The sequence below is a fragment of the Vibrio sp. SCSIO 43133 genome (genome assembly GCF_023716845.1).
Taxonomy (GTDB): Bacteria; Pseudomonadota; Gammaproteobacteria; order Enterobacterales; family Vibrionaceae; genus Vibrio; species Vibrio mediterranei.
Genome location: NZ_CP068024.1, coordinates 1,825,094 through 1,839,564, shown reverse-complemented (window position 1 = coordinate 1,839,564; position 14,471 = coordinate 1,825,094). Strand labels below are relative to the sequence as shown.

Annotated in this window: 9 protein-coding genes; all 9 read left to right on the top strand. The window is 41.5% G+C overall.

Annotation, left to right across the window (positions count from 1 at the left end; translation table 11 throughout):
* The first annotated feature begins 40 nt into the window (after positions 1–40).
* The 9 genes from msrC to JKJ11_RS08695 all read left to right on the top strand — a co-directional run bounded on the left by msrC (position 41) and on the right by JKJ11_RS08695 (position 14,087).
* On the top strand, positions 41–514 hold the full coding sequence (msrC, locus tag JKJ11_RS08735; protein WP_006074540.1) for a free L-methionine (R)-S-oxide reductase MsrC: 474 nt from the start codon (positions 41–43) through the stop codon (positions 512–514).
* A 98-nt stretch (positions 515–612) separates the two neighbouring features.
* A complete protein-coding gene (proQ, locus tag JKJ11_RS08730) occupies positions 613–1,242 on the top strand; it encodes an RNA chaperone ProQ (protein ID WP_006074539.1) in 630 nt (209 codons plus the stop codon).
* A gap of 17 nt (positions 1,243–1,259) precedes the next feature.
* Positions 1,260–3,263 (top strand): carboxy terminal-processing peptidase, encoded by a 2,004-nt coding sequence (gene prc, locus JKJ11_RS08725; protein WP_006074538.1) that lies wholly within the window; start codon positions 1,260–1,262, stop codon positions 3,261–3,263.
* 165 nt (positions 3,264–3,428) lie between these two features.
* Complete coding sequence (locus JKJ11_RS08720; RefSeq protein ID WP_006074536.1) at positions 3,429–4,091, top strand: hypothetical protein; 663 nt, start codon at positions 3,429–3,431, stop codon at positions 4,089–4,091.
* Positions 4,092–4,230: 139 nt separating this feature from the next.
* Positions 4,231–6,840: an aminopeptidase N gene (gene pepN / locus JKJ11_RS08715; RefSeq protein ID WP_252038015.1), complete on the top strand. Its 2,610-nt coding sequence runs from the start codon at positions 4,231–4,233 to the stop codon at positions 6,838–6,840.
* 95 nt (positions 6,841–6,935) lie between these two features.
* Entirely contained in the window at positions 6,936–7,154 is a 219-nt protein-coding gene (locus tag JKJ11_RS08710; protein WP_006074533.1) for a DUF2835 domain-containing protein, read from the top strand.
* Between the two features lie 157 nt (positions 7,155–7,311).
* Entirely contained in the window at positions 7,312–12,156 is a 4,845-nt protein-coding gene (locus JKJ11_RS08705; RefSeq protein WP_252038014.1) for an NAD-glutamate dehydrogenase, read from the top strand.
* A 215-nt stretch (positions 12,157–12,371) separates the two neighbouring features.
* A complete protein-coding gene (pyrD, locus tag JKJ11_RS08700; protein WP_006074530.1) occupies positions 12,372–13,382 on the top strand; it encodes a quinone-dependent dihydroorotate dehydrogenase in 1,011 nt (336 codons plus the stop codon).
* 159 nt (positions 13,383–13,541) lie between these two features.
* Complete coding sequence (locus JKJ11_RS08695; RefSeq protein ID WP_006074525.1) at positions 13,542–14,087, top strand: cell division protein ZapC; 546 nt, start codon at positions 13,542–13,544, stop codon at positions 14,085–14,087.
* Positions 14,088–14,471 lie beyond the last annotated feature (384 nt).

Here is a 14,471-nt window from a genome sequence, read left to right as displayed (position 1 = left end):
GGTATTGTAAGATATTGAAAGTGTTATTGATGGACATATCATGAATCTAGAAAACTATGAACGCTTGGCGAAACAGGCCACAGCACTCATTGAATCCGAAACGGATTTTATTGCTAACCTATCTAATATTAGTGCACTTCTTTTTATGGAGTTAGATGATCTTAACTGGGCCGGCTTTTATTTAATGAAACAGGGCGAGTTAGTGTTAGGACCTTTCCAAGGAAAACCAGCGTGCGTCCGCATTCCAGTCGGCCGTGGTGTCTGTGGCACTGCGGCAGAAACCAACACCATACAACGTGTATACGATGTACACGCGTTTGAAGGTCACATTGCATGTGATGCTGCAAGCAATTCAGAGATTGTGATTCCATTTTCTATCGGTGGTGAAGTAGTCGGCGTCTTAGATATTGATAGCCCAACAATTGGTCGATTCAGTGAAATCGACGAAGAGGGACTAAAAAACTTCATGAATTCGGTAGAAAAGGTGCTCAATTCACATACAAACGCGGCTTAAAATGAAATTTGCCTGTGGTTTTTCTAGTGCAGGTCACTATAATACCAAGAATATTTTTCTTAATGCTTCGCGGATAACCGCATTAACCAGGAACCCACATGGAAAACACTGAGAAGTTGAAGAACAGCAAAGAAATTATCGCGTATATTGCTGAATGTTTCCCTAAATGCTTTACTGTAGAAGGTGAAGCAAAACCACTTAAAATTGGTATCTTTCAAGATCTTGCTGAACGTTTAAAAGATGACGAGAAAGTCAGCAAGACTCAGCTACGTGCAGCGTTAAGACAATACACTTCTTCTTGGCGTTATCTACACGGTGTAAAACCGGGTGCAGTGCGTGTTGACCTAGATGGCAATGAATGTGGTGAGCTAGAAGCTGAGCATGTTGAACACGCGCAAGCTACACTGGCTGAAAGTAAAGCTAAAGTTGCAGCTCGTCGTAAAGAACAAGCTCAGAAAGCTCGTGAAGAAGGCAAGGCAAAACCTAAAGCTAAAAAGCCTCAAGCACGTAAGCCACAAAACAATACTAAGAAACCAGCGAAAGTAAATACGCCAGTTGAAACGCGCGCTTTGAATGCAGATGAAATGATCATCGGTAAACAAGTAAACGTAAACATGGGCAAAGGGAACATGGCTGCGACCATTGTTGAAATCAATAAGGAAGATGTGCGCGTTCAGCTAGTAAATGGCCTACAAATGGTTGTTAAAGCGGAGCACCTGCGCGCATAAAGGAGAAATTCCTACGCATGAAGTGCCGTTCAAAATTATCGATAGTTGCTGCTAGCCTTTGGCTAGCAGCTTCATCAGCTCACGCTTTGGAAGCGAAATTTGAAAAATCAGATATTCCTACCTTGGCTCCCGAAGTACAACATGAAACAGCCAGTAAACGCGTAACTTCTCGTTTTACTCGTTCTCACTACAAACACTTCACTCTAGACGACGAATTTTCAAAAGCGATTTTTGCACGTTATTTGGAAATGCTCGACTACAACCGAAATATCTTCACACAAGCCGACATAGACAAGTTCAACTCTTGGTCGACTCAGCTTGATGATCAACTCAAAGCTGGTAATAACCAAATTGCATTTGATGTGTATAACCTTTCGATGCAGAAGCGTTATGACAGATTTGCATACGCGTTATCTCTGTTAGACAAAGAGATGAAATTCGATGTCGATGAGAGCATTACGTTAGATCGTTCAGAGGCCGCTTGGCCAAAGGATGAAGCGGAGCTTAATGAGCTTTGGCGTAAACGCGTTAAGTATGATGCGTTGAATCTGAAGTTGGCTGGCAAGAATTGGGATGAGATAAAAGAAACGCTTGGTAAACGTTACAACAACGCAATCAAACGCCTAACTCAATCACACAACGAAGATGCATTCCAAATTTATATGAATGCGTTTGCAAGAGAAGTTGATCCTCATACTAGTTATTTATCTCCTCGTTCTGCAGAACAGTTCCAGTCAGAGATGAATCTGTCTCTGGAAGGTATTGGTGCCGTTCTCCAACTCACTGATGACTATACTGTTATTCGTTCTCTAGTAGCAGGTGGTCCGGCATCTAAGAGTAAGCAATTAGGCGAAGGCGATAAGATCATCGGTGTTGGACAAGATGGTGAAGAGATCGTAGATGTCATCGGATGGCGACTTGATGATGTAGTACAGCTTATCAAAGGTCCAAAAGGCACCAAGGTTAAATTACAGATTTTACCTGATGGCAAAGATGCGAAGGCGACAGTTGTTGAAATCGTTCGTGACAAGATTCGTTTAGAAGACAGAGCCGTTAAGTCTGAAGTTATCGAGAAAGACGGTAAGAAAATTGGTGTTCTAGAGGTACCGAGTTTCTACGTTGGTTTATCTAAAGACACAGACAAACTAATTACCGAGCTGAAAGAAAAAGGTGTCGACGGCATCATTGTTGATTTACGCAACAATGGTGGTGGTGCCTTGACGGAAGCCACTGCAATGTCGGGGCTTTTTATTGAAAGTGGCCCGGTTGTACAAGTACGAGACAGCTATGGTCGAGTCAATGTAAACAGTGATACTGACGGTAAAATCAGCTATCAAGGCCCATTGACTGTACTCGTTAATCGTTATAGCGCCTCTGCCTCAGAAATTTTCGCAGCTGCAATGCAAGACTATGGTCGTGCAATTGTATTAGGCGAAAACTCATTCGGTAAAGGTACAGTTCAGCAACACCGCTCACTAAACCATATCTATGATCTATTCGATAAAGAGTTAGGTTACGTACAATATACTATCCAGAAATTCTACAGAATTAATGGTGGTAGTACGCAGAACAAAGGCGTAGTGCCAGATATCGCCTTCCCAACGCCAATCGATCCTGCTGAAACTGGTGAGAGTGTTGAAGATAACGCACTACCATGGGATAGCATAGATAAAGCGAAATACAGTGAGTTACAACGTAACGATGAAATGATCGCATCGCTTACGACTAAGCATGAAGAACGCATTAAATCGGATATGGAATTTGGATTTATCGCAGAAGACATCGCTAAGTACAAAGCTGAAAAAGACGACAAAACGTTATCTTTGAATGAAGCTGCACGTAAAGCGGAAAGCGATAACAATGATGAGCTTAGATTAGAGCGTGTCAACTTGCGTCAAAAAGCGGCGGGAGAAGAGCCATACAAAACTTTGGATGACATCCCGAAAGATTATGAAGTTCCAGACGCTTACTTAGATGAAGCCGTGGCTATTATGGTCGACATGGTAAACGCCAAATCTTAACCTGTTCAAACTAAACAAAAGCGAGCCTAGTGCTCGCTTTTTTAATGCTTGTCCTCGCTTGCCTCAGATTTGATACTTAAAATTAAAAATCGTGATTTAGATCAAAAAATTTCGCAATCTCGTATTAATCCACCTAAGCTTATTATAACTGTGAGGGGGATACATATGAGATGGATTACACTACTTTTATGTGTTTTGTCGTTTGGGGTGCTGTCTGATACACGTAAAGATAACAATGACTTAACTCAGTTTGACCAACCGTTTCTGTTGGGAGATTGGTATTTAGTAAACCCGAGTCCAGAAGAAGGCCCGGACACCTTTTTAGCAATCAAGTTATCGCTGGGTTCCAACTACACTTTTTCGATAGACATTCAAAAACAAGATTACAGTATTGAACATTGGGAAGGGTTGTTTACCGCCAATGATGATACGATCATTCTCGGTCTAAACAGTGATGAACCACAGGTCTATAACTATAGTGGTAACCATAATATGCTTAATCTTAATGGAGTCGTCTTTACTAAAGCGTTGCCCAATGCACTCGCTGGTATCTGGTCTTCAGTTAGTGTGAGTGGTGATGACAAGCACGCTCAAGAAATTGCGAGAATGGATTTAATCCTTCAGCCAGATTTTGTGTTTACGTTTCGTGTAAGTTCAAGCGATGGGGATGAAGCGATTCATAGTGGCGTCTACTACACCGAAAATGATCACATCGTGTTGCTTTATAAAGACGGTGAACACGATGCAACTTATACATTAAATCAGGATGAACTGACTTTAGAGGTAGAAGACGGTGATATGTTTGCTGTCCTTAACCGTATTCGCTAGCAACACAGGCAGTTACTCAAAAGCGTCAACTTAGTTTGACGCTTTTTTTGTATCCAATTCTGCACAGTAACAGTTCTAAGGTATATAATCGTCGAGGATTAAGCTAACTATGCTAACGATAATAATATAAGGACAAAGGATGACCGAGTCAGCACCTAAAGCCAAATACCGTAGCGACTATCAAACACCGTCGCATACTATCACAGATGTAAATCTTACTTTCGACCTTCATGAAACCCAAACTAAAGTGACCGCTGTTTCCCAAGTTAAGCAACTTGGTGAGGGAACAACCTTGGTACTTGATGGAGAGAATATCGAACTTATTCAAGTCAGAGTGAATGGAGAAGCTTGGAGTGATTTCATTATTAATGATTCCGGTTTGCAGATTTCTAATCTGCCAAAAGAATTCGAATTGGTGATTGAAAACCACATTTCTCCGTCAACGAATACTGCTCTTGAAGGTTTATATATTTCTGATGGTGCTTACTGCACTCAATGTGAAGCCGAAGGTTTCCGACGTATTACTTATTTTTTAGATCGACCAGACGTTCTTGCTAAATACACAACGAAAGTCATCGCAGACAAGACAGCTTTCCCATACCTCCTAAGTAATGGCAACAAAATCGAAGAAGGTGAATTAGAAAGTGGTAAACATTTTGTTACCTGGGAAGATCCACATCCAAAGCCTTCTTATCTCTTTGCTCTTGTCGCCGGTGATTTTGATGTATTGCGAGATACATTTAAAACACGTTCAGGTAGAGATGTCGCACTGGAAATATTTGTAGACAAAGGCAATCTCGATCGTGCTAATCATGCGATGGTTTCACTAATTAATTCGATGAAGTGGGATGAAGAACGGTTCGGTCTTGAGTATGACCTAGACATTTATATGATCGTTGCGGTCGATTTCTTCAATATGGGTGCAATGGAGAATAAAGGCCTCAATGTCTTTAACTCTAAGTTTGTTTTGGCTAACGACCAAACCGCCACAGATACTGACTACTTGGGAATCGAAGCTGTTATTGGTCATGAGTATTTTCATAACTGGACAGGTAACCGAGTGACTTGTCGCGATTGGTTCCAGTTGAGTTTAAAAGAAGGTTTAACGGTATTCCGTGACCAAGAATTTTCTTCGGATTTAGGCTCTCGCTCTGTTAACCGCATTAATAATGTTCGTATTATTCGTGGCCCTCAGTTTGCTGAAGATGCTAGCCCAATGTCACATCCGATAAGACCTGACAAAGTCATTGAAATGAATAACTTCTACACTTTGACGGTTTACGAAAAGGGAAGTGAAGTTATTCGAATGATGCATACGTTGCTGGGTGAAGACAAATTCCAAGCAGGTATGAGATTGTACTTTGAAAGGCATGATGGTACTGCTGCTACGTGTGAAGATTTTGTTTCCGCAATGGAAGATGCATCGGGAATCGATCTGAAGCAATTCCGTCTTTGGTATAGTCAATCGGGTACGCCAACATTAACGGTTACCGATAGTTACGATGAATCTGCGAAGACTTATACGCTTAACGTTTCTCAACAAACTCAGCCAACTCAAGATCAAGCCGAAAAGCAAGCGTTACACATTCCGTTTGACGTAGAACTGTATGATGAAAAAGGAAATTCTCTAGAGTTACGTTGTAACGGAGTTGAGTTAAATAACGTGTTAAATGTGACTCAGAGTGAACAAGAATTTGTCTTTGAGAACATATCTTCGAAACCTGTGCCTTCAATGCTTCGCGAGTTTTCAGCTCCGGTTCGTCTCGAATTCGATTACAGCGATGAGCAATTAGCCTTTTTAATGATCAATGCGAAAAACGATTTTGCTAAGTGGGATGCTGGGCAAATGTTGTTGGCAAAGTACATTAAGTCGAATGTTAATTCTGTTCAAAGTGGCATTAGTGTAGAACTACCGAGCTTGGTGATTGATGCATTTCGAGGCGTACTACTGAACAAAGGTTTAGAAGAGGCGTTCATTGCTGAAGCATTATCTTTGCCAAGCTTTAATGAAGTAGCCGGCTGGTATAAAACTGTAGATGTCGATGCAGTTTGCGACGTGTTGAAAGAGATTAAGTCACTGCTAGCAGATGCGTTACAAGATGAATTGTCTGCGTTATACCACACGTTAACTCAAGCCGATTATTCGATTGAGCATGACGCAATTGGTAAACGCTCGTTAAGAAACCTTTGTCTACAGTACTTGGTGAACGTTGATGAGTACCAATACTTGGCCGAGCACCAATATCGTGATGCCAACAATATGACGGACACTATCGCCGCTATGACTGCCGCAAATAGTGCTTCACTTTCGTGTCGTCAGCTATTGATGGATGATTATAGTGAGAAATGGAGTCATGATGGACTGGTTATGGATAAATGGTTTGCCTTACAAGGGGCCAATCCATCAATCAACGCTCTAGAGAATGTTAAGCATTGTATGTCACATAAAGCGTTTAGTTTAAGCAATCCAAATCGTACTCGCAGTTTGATAGGTTCTTTCTTGAACATGAACCCACGTCGCTTCCATGATATCTCGGGTGAGGGCTATCAGTTTGCTGGTGAGATATTGACTCAGTTAAATGAATCAAATCCGCAAGTAGCGTCACGTTTAATTGATCCGTTGCTCAAGCTGAAGAAGTACGACGCAAAACGTCAGGAACTTATCAAAGTCGAATTGAATAAGTTACGCAGTTTGGACAACTTAGCTAAAGACTTATTTGAGAAAGTCACAAAAGCACTAGAGTCATAATCGATAAATAGCCAATACTGTATATATGAACAGTATTGGCTTTTTCTTAAATAAACCTAAGGAAAATTACTTAAATTGCGCAATATTTAAACAATATGAAACAGTACTGCTTTAATCTCAATATTTCGTATCAGAATTACCTTGCCCATTACACTGGTCATGCATCCAGTATTTTGGTGGTGACCGATGAGCGTTTAAAACTGCAGCTTCCCGCAAGTCGCTTTCGACCGTTTTTGACACAATTAGGCATTAAAGGTCGCTTTAGATTGATAACTGACCAGAACAATAAGTTTATACGGTTAGAATCACTGTAACCGCTCCAAATTATAGTGATATGAATAAGTGCATTAGTCACACTATCAAACATTTCCCTGAAACTTCTTCCATTTTTTATTAACTCTTTCTCAATAAAACTTTTACAATATAGAACAAGCCTACATCCCTCATAAAAACAAAAAGTGGAGCGTTTCTATGACCACGCGCGAACCAGTTGTTCCGGTTCTACTGGAGAAAGTATACAAGTTGATTGAATCCAAAGTTGAAGGGAGCAATCAGCCTTTAGTAACTAAACTCGCCAAACATATTTTTAGCAATGTTTCCCCCGATGATTTGCTACAAAGAAATGAATCAGATCTATACGGTGCTGTTGTTAGTTTATGGCATCATCTCAATGAGAAAAAATACGATGAAGTGTCGGTTCGGGTATTCAACCCGGCGGTCAGTCGTCATGGGTGGCAATCAACTCACACTATTTTAGAAATCGCCGTTCCAGATTCTCCGTTCTTAGTTGACTCAGTCAAGATGGCTCTTAATCGAGTAGATTTGACTTGTCACATCATGCTTCATGGTCCGACTCAATTTGAACGCGATGAACAAGGGCAGATAACATCAGTTAATGAAGGGAAAGGGCACTTACAATCGATTTTCCATATCGAAATCGACCGTTTAAGTGACAAAGCTGAAATGTCAGCGCTTAAGGATGAGTTGGTTTCTATATTCGAAGACACTAGTTTGGTCGTTAACGAGTGGGAGGCGATGTCGGATAAGCTTAAGCAAATCACAAAAGATCTGGTTAAGAACAAAAAGAAACTTCCAATGGAAGCCGATCGTTTTGATGAAACCATCGCGTTTTTAGATTGGGTTGGTAACCACAATTTTACCTTTATGGGCTACAAAGAGTTTGATCTCATCAATGAAGAGGGTGACTCCATACTCAAACCTACTGAAGATAAAGGCTTAGGCCTGTTCGCTAGTGAAGAACGTGTTCGTTCGGTAAAAATTTCTGAGTTTTCCGACTCGGCACGTCTAGAAGCGAAAAAGCCTTTCCTACTTATTCTTACCAAAGGTAATAAAGCAAGTCGTATCCATAGGCCCGCGTATACAGATTACATCGGAATCAAGAAATTCGATGAAAATGGAAAGGTTGTGGGAGAACATCGATTTACTGGCCTGTATACATCAGCCGTGTACAACCAAAGCGTATCCACCATTCCACTAATTCGCGAAAAAGTTGATCGTATCTTGGATGCTAGTGGATACCGAAATGGATCTTATTCATACAAAGCGCTTCGCAATATATTAGAAAACTATCCGCGCGATGAGCTACTTCAAGCAAAAGAAGAAGAATTGCTTGAGATAGGTATGGGTGTGGTTCAAATGCAGGATCGTGACTTGATCCGCTTGTTTGTTCGTAAAGATCCGTTTGGTCGTTTCTTTAGCTGCATGGTGTATGTTAGCAAAGATCGTTATAACACTCAGCTTCGAAAAGATACACAACGGATACTTCAAAACTACTTTGGCTGTGAGCAAGAGGTTGAGTTTACGACTTATTTCTCCGAAAGCCCTCTGGCTAGAACCCATTACATCGTAAGGGTTGATAACAATAATATGGATATGGATGTGAAGGCGATAGAAAGAAACCTAATGGAAGTATCAGCGTCTTGGGATGATCGTCTTTCGGAAGCTATTGTTGCCAATTTTGGTGAGAGCAAAGGACTACCGTTATCGAAAGTGTATTCAAGAGCATTCCCTCGTTCATATAAAGAAGACATGATGCCGACCTCTGCTGTGGCGGATATTGAGCGACTTGAATCCCTTGATGAAGATAATAAGTTGGGCATGTTGTTCTACCGACCACAAGAAGCGGCGGCGGATTCCAAAGAAGTTAAACTGAAACTATATCATCGTGATGAACCAATACACTTATCCGATGTAATGCCAATGCTCGAAAATCTTGGTCTGCGAGTGATCGGTGAATCACCGTATGAGATTGTTAAGTCAGACGGCGGAACATACTGGATCCTAGATTTTGCGATGCTACATAAGAGTGATGCGGTTGTCGATCTTCGAGAAGCTCGCGATCGATTCCAACAAGCATTCGCTGCAATTTGGTCTGGTGGTTTGGAAAGTGATGGTTTCAACCGTCTGGTACTTGGTTCCGGTTTAACTGGTCGTGAAGTGTCAATCTTAAGGGCGTATGCGCGTTATATGCGTCAAGTCGGTTTCCCATTCAGCCAGCACTATATTGAAGACACTCTGAATCATTACCCAGATCTAGCAAAAGACCTAGTTGAGTTATTTGCACAGCGCTTTATGCCTTCTCTAAAAGGAAGCAAGAAAGGGCAACAACGTGTAATTGATAAGATCCACAAACAGTTAGATAAAGTAGAAAGCTTGGATGATGACCGTATTATCCGTCGCTATGTCGAAATGATTTCGGCTACGCTGCGTACAAACTACTATCAGAAAGATAACAATGGTGTTAACAAGCCTTGGTTATCTTTAAAGCTTGAGCCAAAGAACATTCCAGAAATTCCAGCTCCAGTACCTGCGTTTGAAATTTTCGTTTATGCGCCGGACATTGAGGGTGTACACCTACGTGGTGGTAAAGTTGCTCGTGGAGGTTTGCGTTGGTCAGATCGCCAAGAAGATTTTCGTACTGAAATACTTGGGTTGGTGAAAGCGCAGCAAGTTAAGAACACGGTGATCGTACCTGTAGGGGCAAAAGGTGGTTTTGTTTGTAAACGTCAACCTCAACTATCATCACGTGATGAGATATTTGCTGAAGGTCAACGCTGCTATAAACAGTTCATCAGAGCGTTATTAGATGTATCCGACAACATTATCGAAGGTGAAATTATTCCACCGAAGAGTGTTGTTCGACATGATGAAGACGATCCGTATTTAGTAGTAGCTGCGGATAAGGGGACTGCGACGTTCTCTGACTTGGCCAACTCGGTATCAGATGAATATAACTTCTGGTTGGGTGATGCGTTTGCTTCCGGTGGTTCTAACGGATACGACCATAAAGCAATGGGCATTACCGCTAAGGGCGGTTGGGAGTCAGTTAAACGTCACTTCCGTGAAATGGGCATTGATTGTCAGAACGAAGACTTTACTGCTATTGGTGTTGGTGACATGGCAGGGGATGTATTTGGTAACGGTATGTTGTTATCGAAGCACATCAAACTTCAAGCTGCGTTTAACCACATGCATATCTTCATTGATCCAAACCCACAATCTTCAGCGAAAAGTTGGGAAGAGCGTAAACGATTATTTGATCTCCCACGCTCGAGTTGGGAAGACTATGATCCGAAATTAATCTCAAAGGGCGGTGGTGTTTTTGCTCGCAAGGCAAAATCGATCACGTTAACTCCTGAGATCCAAAAAATGCTTGGGACCAAGAAAGCATCCATGGCACCAAATGATCTTATCAAGATGATTCTCTCCATGGAAGTCGATCTACTTTGGAACGGCGGTATCGGTACCTACGTCAAGTCTAGCGCTGAAACGCATACTGATGTAGGTGATCGCGCTAATGACGTACTACGCATCAACGGCAACGAATTGAAAGCCAAGGTAGTTGGTGAGGGCGGTAACTTAGGTATGACTCAACTGGGGCGTATTGAGTACGCTTTAACTGGTGGTCGTGTTAATACTGACTTTGTTGACAATGTAGGTGGTGTAGATTGCTCCGATAACGAAGTTAATATTAAGATCTTCTTGAATGGTCTTGTGTCTAACGGTGATCTGACAGTCAAACAACGCAATGAAATCCTTGAGTCTATGGAAGATGAGGTTGGCGAAATTGTTCTAGATGATGCCTATTGCCAGTCAGAGTCTATCTCAGTAACAGAATTCCAAGGCGTATCGCTAGTCAAAGAACAGATTCGTTTCATACATACGCTAGAAAAAGCAGGTCATTTGGATCGTGGTTTGGAATATATTCCATCTGATGAAGAGCTGATTGAGCGCGAGAAACAAGGCATTGGAATGACAAGACCTGAGCTCTCAGTGCTGGTGGCTTACGGTAAGATGGTATTGAAAGAAGAACTGGTGACTGATGAGATCGCGACCGATGCGTATCATCAGCAGCAACTGACACAATACTTCCCATCTGAGTTACGCCGTAACTACATAGAAAGTATGTCAACGCATCCTCTGAAGGCTGAAATCATCTCTACAATGCTTGCAAATCAGATGGTTAACGAAATGGGATGTAATTTCGTGACTCGTCTACAAGAAGAGACGGGTGCCACAGTAGTTGATATTGCCAACGCATACGCAGCATCTAGAGAAATCTATGGTTTTGCATATACTTTCGAGCAAATACGTAAACTTGATAATATTGCCAGTTCAGAAGCGCAATATGAGCTGCTGTTTATTGTACGCCGCACATTACGCAGACTTGCTCGTTGGATCTTGAGAAATCGACCTGGCAAACAGTCGGTTGAGCAACTCGTTGCTCGCTACCGTGATGACGTTATGAAAGTAGAGGAAACACTTGAAACTTGCCTTGTAGCTGAAGAAGTAGCGGAACATCGTCTACAAGCTGAAAACTGGGTGGTGCAAGGAGTAGGAAAAGAGCTGGCCAATTATGTAGCTCGTTTATCTAGCTTACTATCCGCTGTTGATATTTCGGAAATCGCTGCAGAAGCTAACTTTAGTGTTGAGCAAGCCTCTAAACTCTATTTCCATCTCGGTGATCGTCTATCATTGCATTGGTTCTTAAACCAAATAAACAGTCAAGGCGTTGACAATAATTGGCAAGCTCTTGCTAGGGCAGCATTCCGCGAAGATCTAGACTGGCAGCAACGTTTGTTGACAGCGCAAGTCCTTAAATGTGGCTGTGGTGGCGATAACGAAGACGTTATCCTGTCACTTAATAATTGGATGGAAACTAATGCGAGTAGTTTGCTTCGTTGGGAAAATATACTCAACGAGTTCAAAGTAGGTAATGTTCATGAGTTTGCTAAGTTCTCTGTAGCACTCCGAGAATTGAGCTTGTTAAATTTAAATTGTGCAAACACACAATAAATAGATACTGCTAACCGGTTTTATTAAGTGATAAGCGCCTTTTATAGGCGCTTTTTTATTGTCGAGAGAATAATGAGTGACAATGTCACATAATTTGTGTCTTTATTCGCCTAATCGTTTGCGTTTTCGCGAGAAAACTAAAAACTTCATTGCATGTTCAAACAAATAAGTAAATAATACCACCCCGTTTACACGGGTTTTCTATCGGAGGCACAATGCTTTACCGTCTTGCCAGAACTGGCTTTTTCCAACTTGATGCCGAAAAGGCTCATGATCTCGCTATTCAGAACTTCAAACGTTTTACTGGCACTCCTCTTGATCTAGCATATCGTCAACAACTTCCTAATCGTCCTGTTGAATGTATGGGGCTGACTTTTAAGAACCCTGTAGGTCTTGCTGCAGGTCTTGATAAGAATGGCGAATGCATCGAAGCGTTTGGTGCTATGGGCTTTGGTTTTGTGGAAGTAGGGACTGTGACACCTCGTCCTCAACCAGGTAACGACAAACCTCGTCTTTTCCGTTTAGTTGAAGCTGAAGGGATTATTAATCGAATGGGTTTCAATAACCTAGGTGTCGATAACCTTGTAGAGAACGTAAAGAAAGCAAAATTTGACGGTATTCTAGGTATTAATATCGGCAAGAACAAAGACACTCCGATCGAAAAGGGTGCTGAAGACTACATTATCTGCATGGAAAAGGTATACGAGCACGCTGGTTATATTGCCGTAAACATTTCCTCTCCAAATACTCCGGGACTGCGCAGCCTTCAATATGGTGAAGCACTTGATGAGCTGTTAGAAGAACTGAAGACGAAACAAGCGGAACTTGCTGAAAAACATAATAAATATGTACCTTTGGCATTGAAGATCGCTCCGGATCTTAGTGACGACGAGATTGGCCAAATCTGTGAATCGTTGATCAAAAATAAAATTGATGGTGTGATTGCAACGAATACTACGTTGGATCGTTCTATCGTAGAAGGAATGAAGCATGCGAATGAAGCTGGTGGCTTAAGTGGTCGTCCAGTTCAATCACGTAGTACCGAAGTAGTGCGTCTACTTGCTGAGAATTTGCAAGGTAAGCTGCCAATTATCGGTGTTGGCGGCATTGATTCCTATGTTTCTGCGAAAGAGAAGTTGATGGCAGGTGCAACACTCGTCCAAGTTTACTCCGGATTCATTTACCATGGTCCAAAACTTGTTAAAGACATCGTTAAAAACCTGTAATTACTGAAAAGTTACTGGGTCTAACATAAGAGAAGGGGAAAATTGTTTTCCCCTTTTTTTTTGCGTAATCGTTTGTAGAATTATATTCAACTGACAAAAAAGGTAATTAAGCGTTTTACCTAACAGTCTGATTATTCTTTAAATATAAGAGACGGAACGATGCTTAAACCCAGCGATACATGGATCTGGTATATGGATGAGGACGAAGGTTCTCTCATGCTGGATTTGGGAGATGAGATGGTTTTTAGAACCAATCTTTCCCGAAAGCTCCTTGTCGACTGCGCGATGGGTCAGAACAACTTTACTGTAGATGACGCATCCGCGTTCCAAACCTTTAAAGACCAAATAAGCATATTGGGGCTATCTGAGCCTCGACAGGCTGAACTCACACTCTATTGTGTTGCAGCCAAGCGCTTCCATAAGCCCGTTCAGCCAAAGAGTTGGTTCTTTGACCATCAAAATGGCAGCTATCAACCCCAAGAAGGCGATTTAGTCCGATTAGTTAATCAACATTCGGAAGGTTTCTTTATTGTCCTAGAAGTCGGTGAGAGCGCTAGCTTATGTGCCTTAGTAGATTTAGAGTCATTTAGTTTGACTCCAAGTAAAGGTGTTCAATTTGGCCAGAGCATTAAAGTCATGCATGACAGAATGGCTTGTGCGCACCAATTTATGAGAATTAACCAGCCCATTGCTCTTGTCGGTTAAGAGCTTAGTAGGGTAATTCGAGCGCAAAATGCGCCAAATAGAAAAAGCAGTGGCAGCTTTTAGTAGTACACAACGATTCCAAAAACGTTCCTCGTAGAAATTTATCGGCCTTCATGGCCGATTTTTTTTTGCCTCAATCCTAGAGGATACACCTCGTATTTGCCACCATCTTCCTATCTTGTTTTTAAGAAACCTATACCTTTGAGTCCTATCTGGTGATATTTCGCATATTTTTTTTTCTAAATAGTGACTCTTTTTCTGCTTAAAACAGGGTGTTTTACCGCTATAAATTCCTCCTTTAGCTAAAAATGTAATAAAATTACGCATCAAAATACTCATTGGTATAGACCAAAACTAATGTAAATAAGTATTCACTTCGTCCCT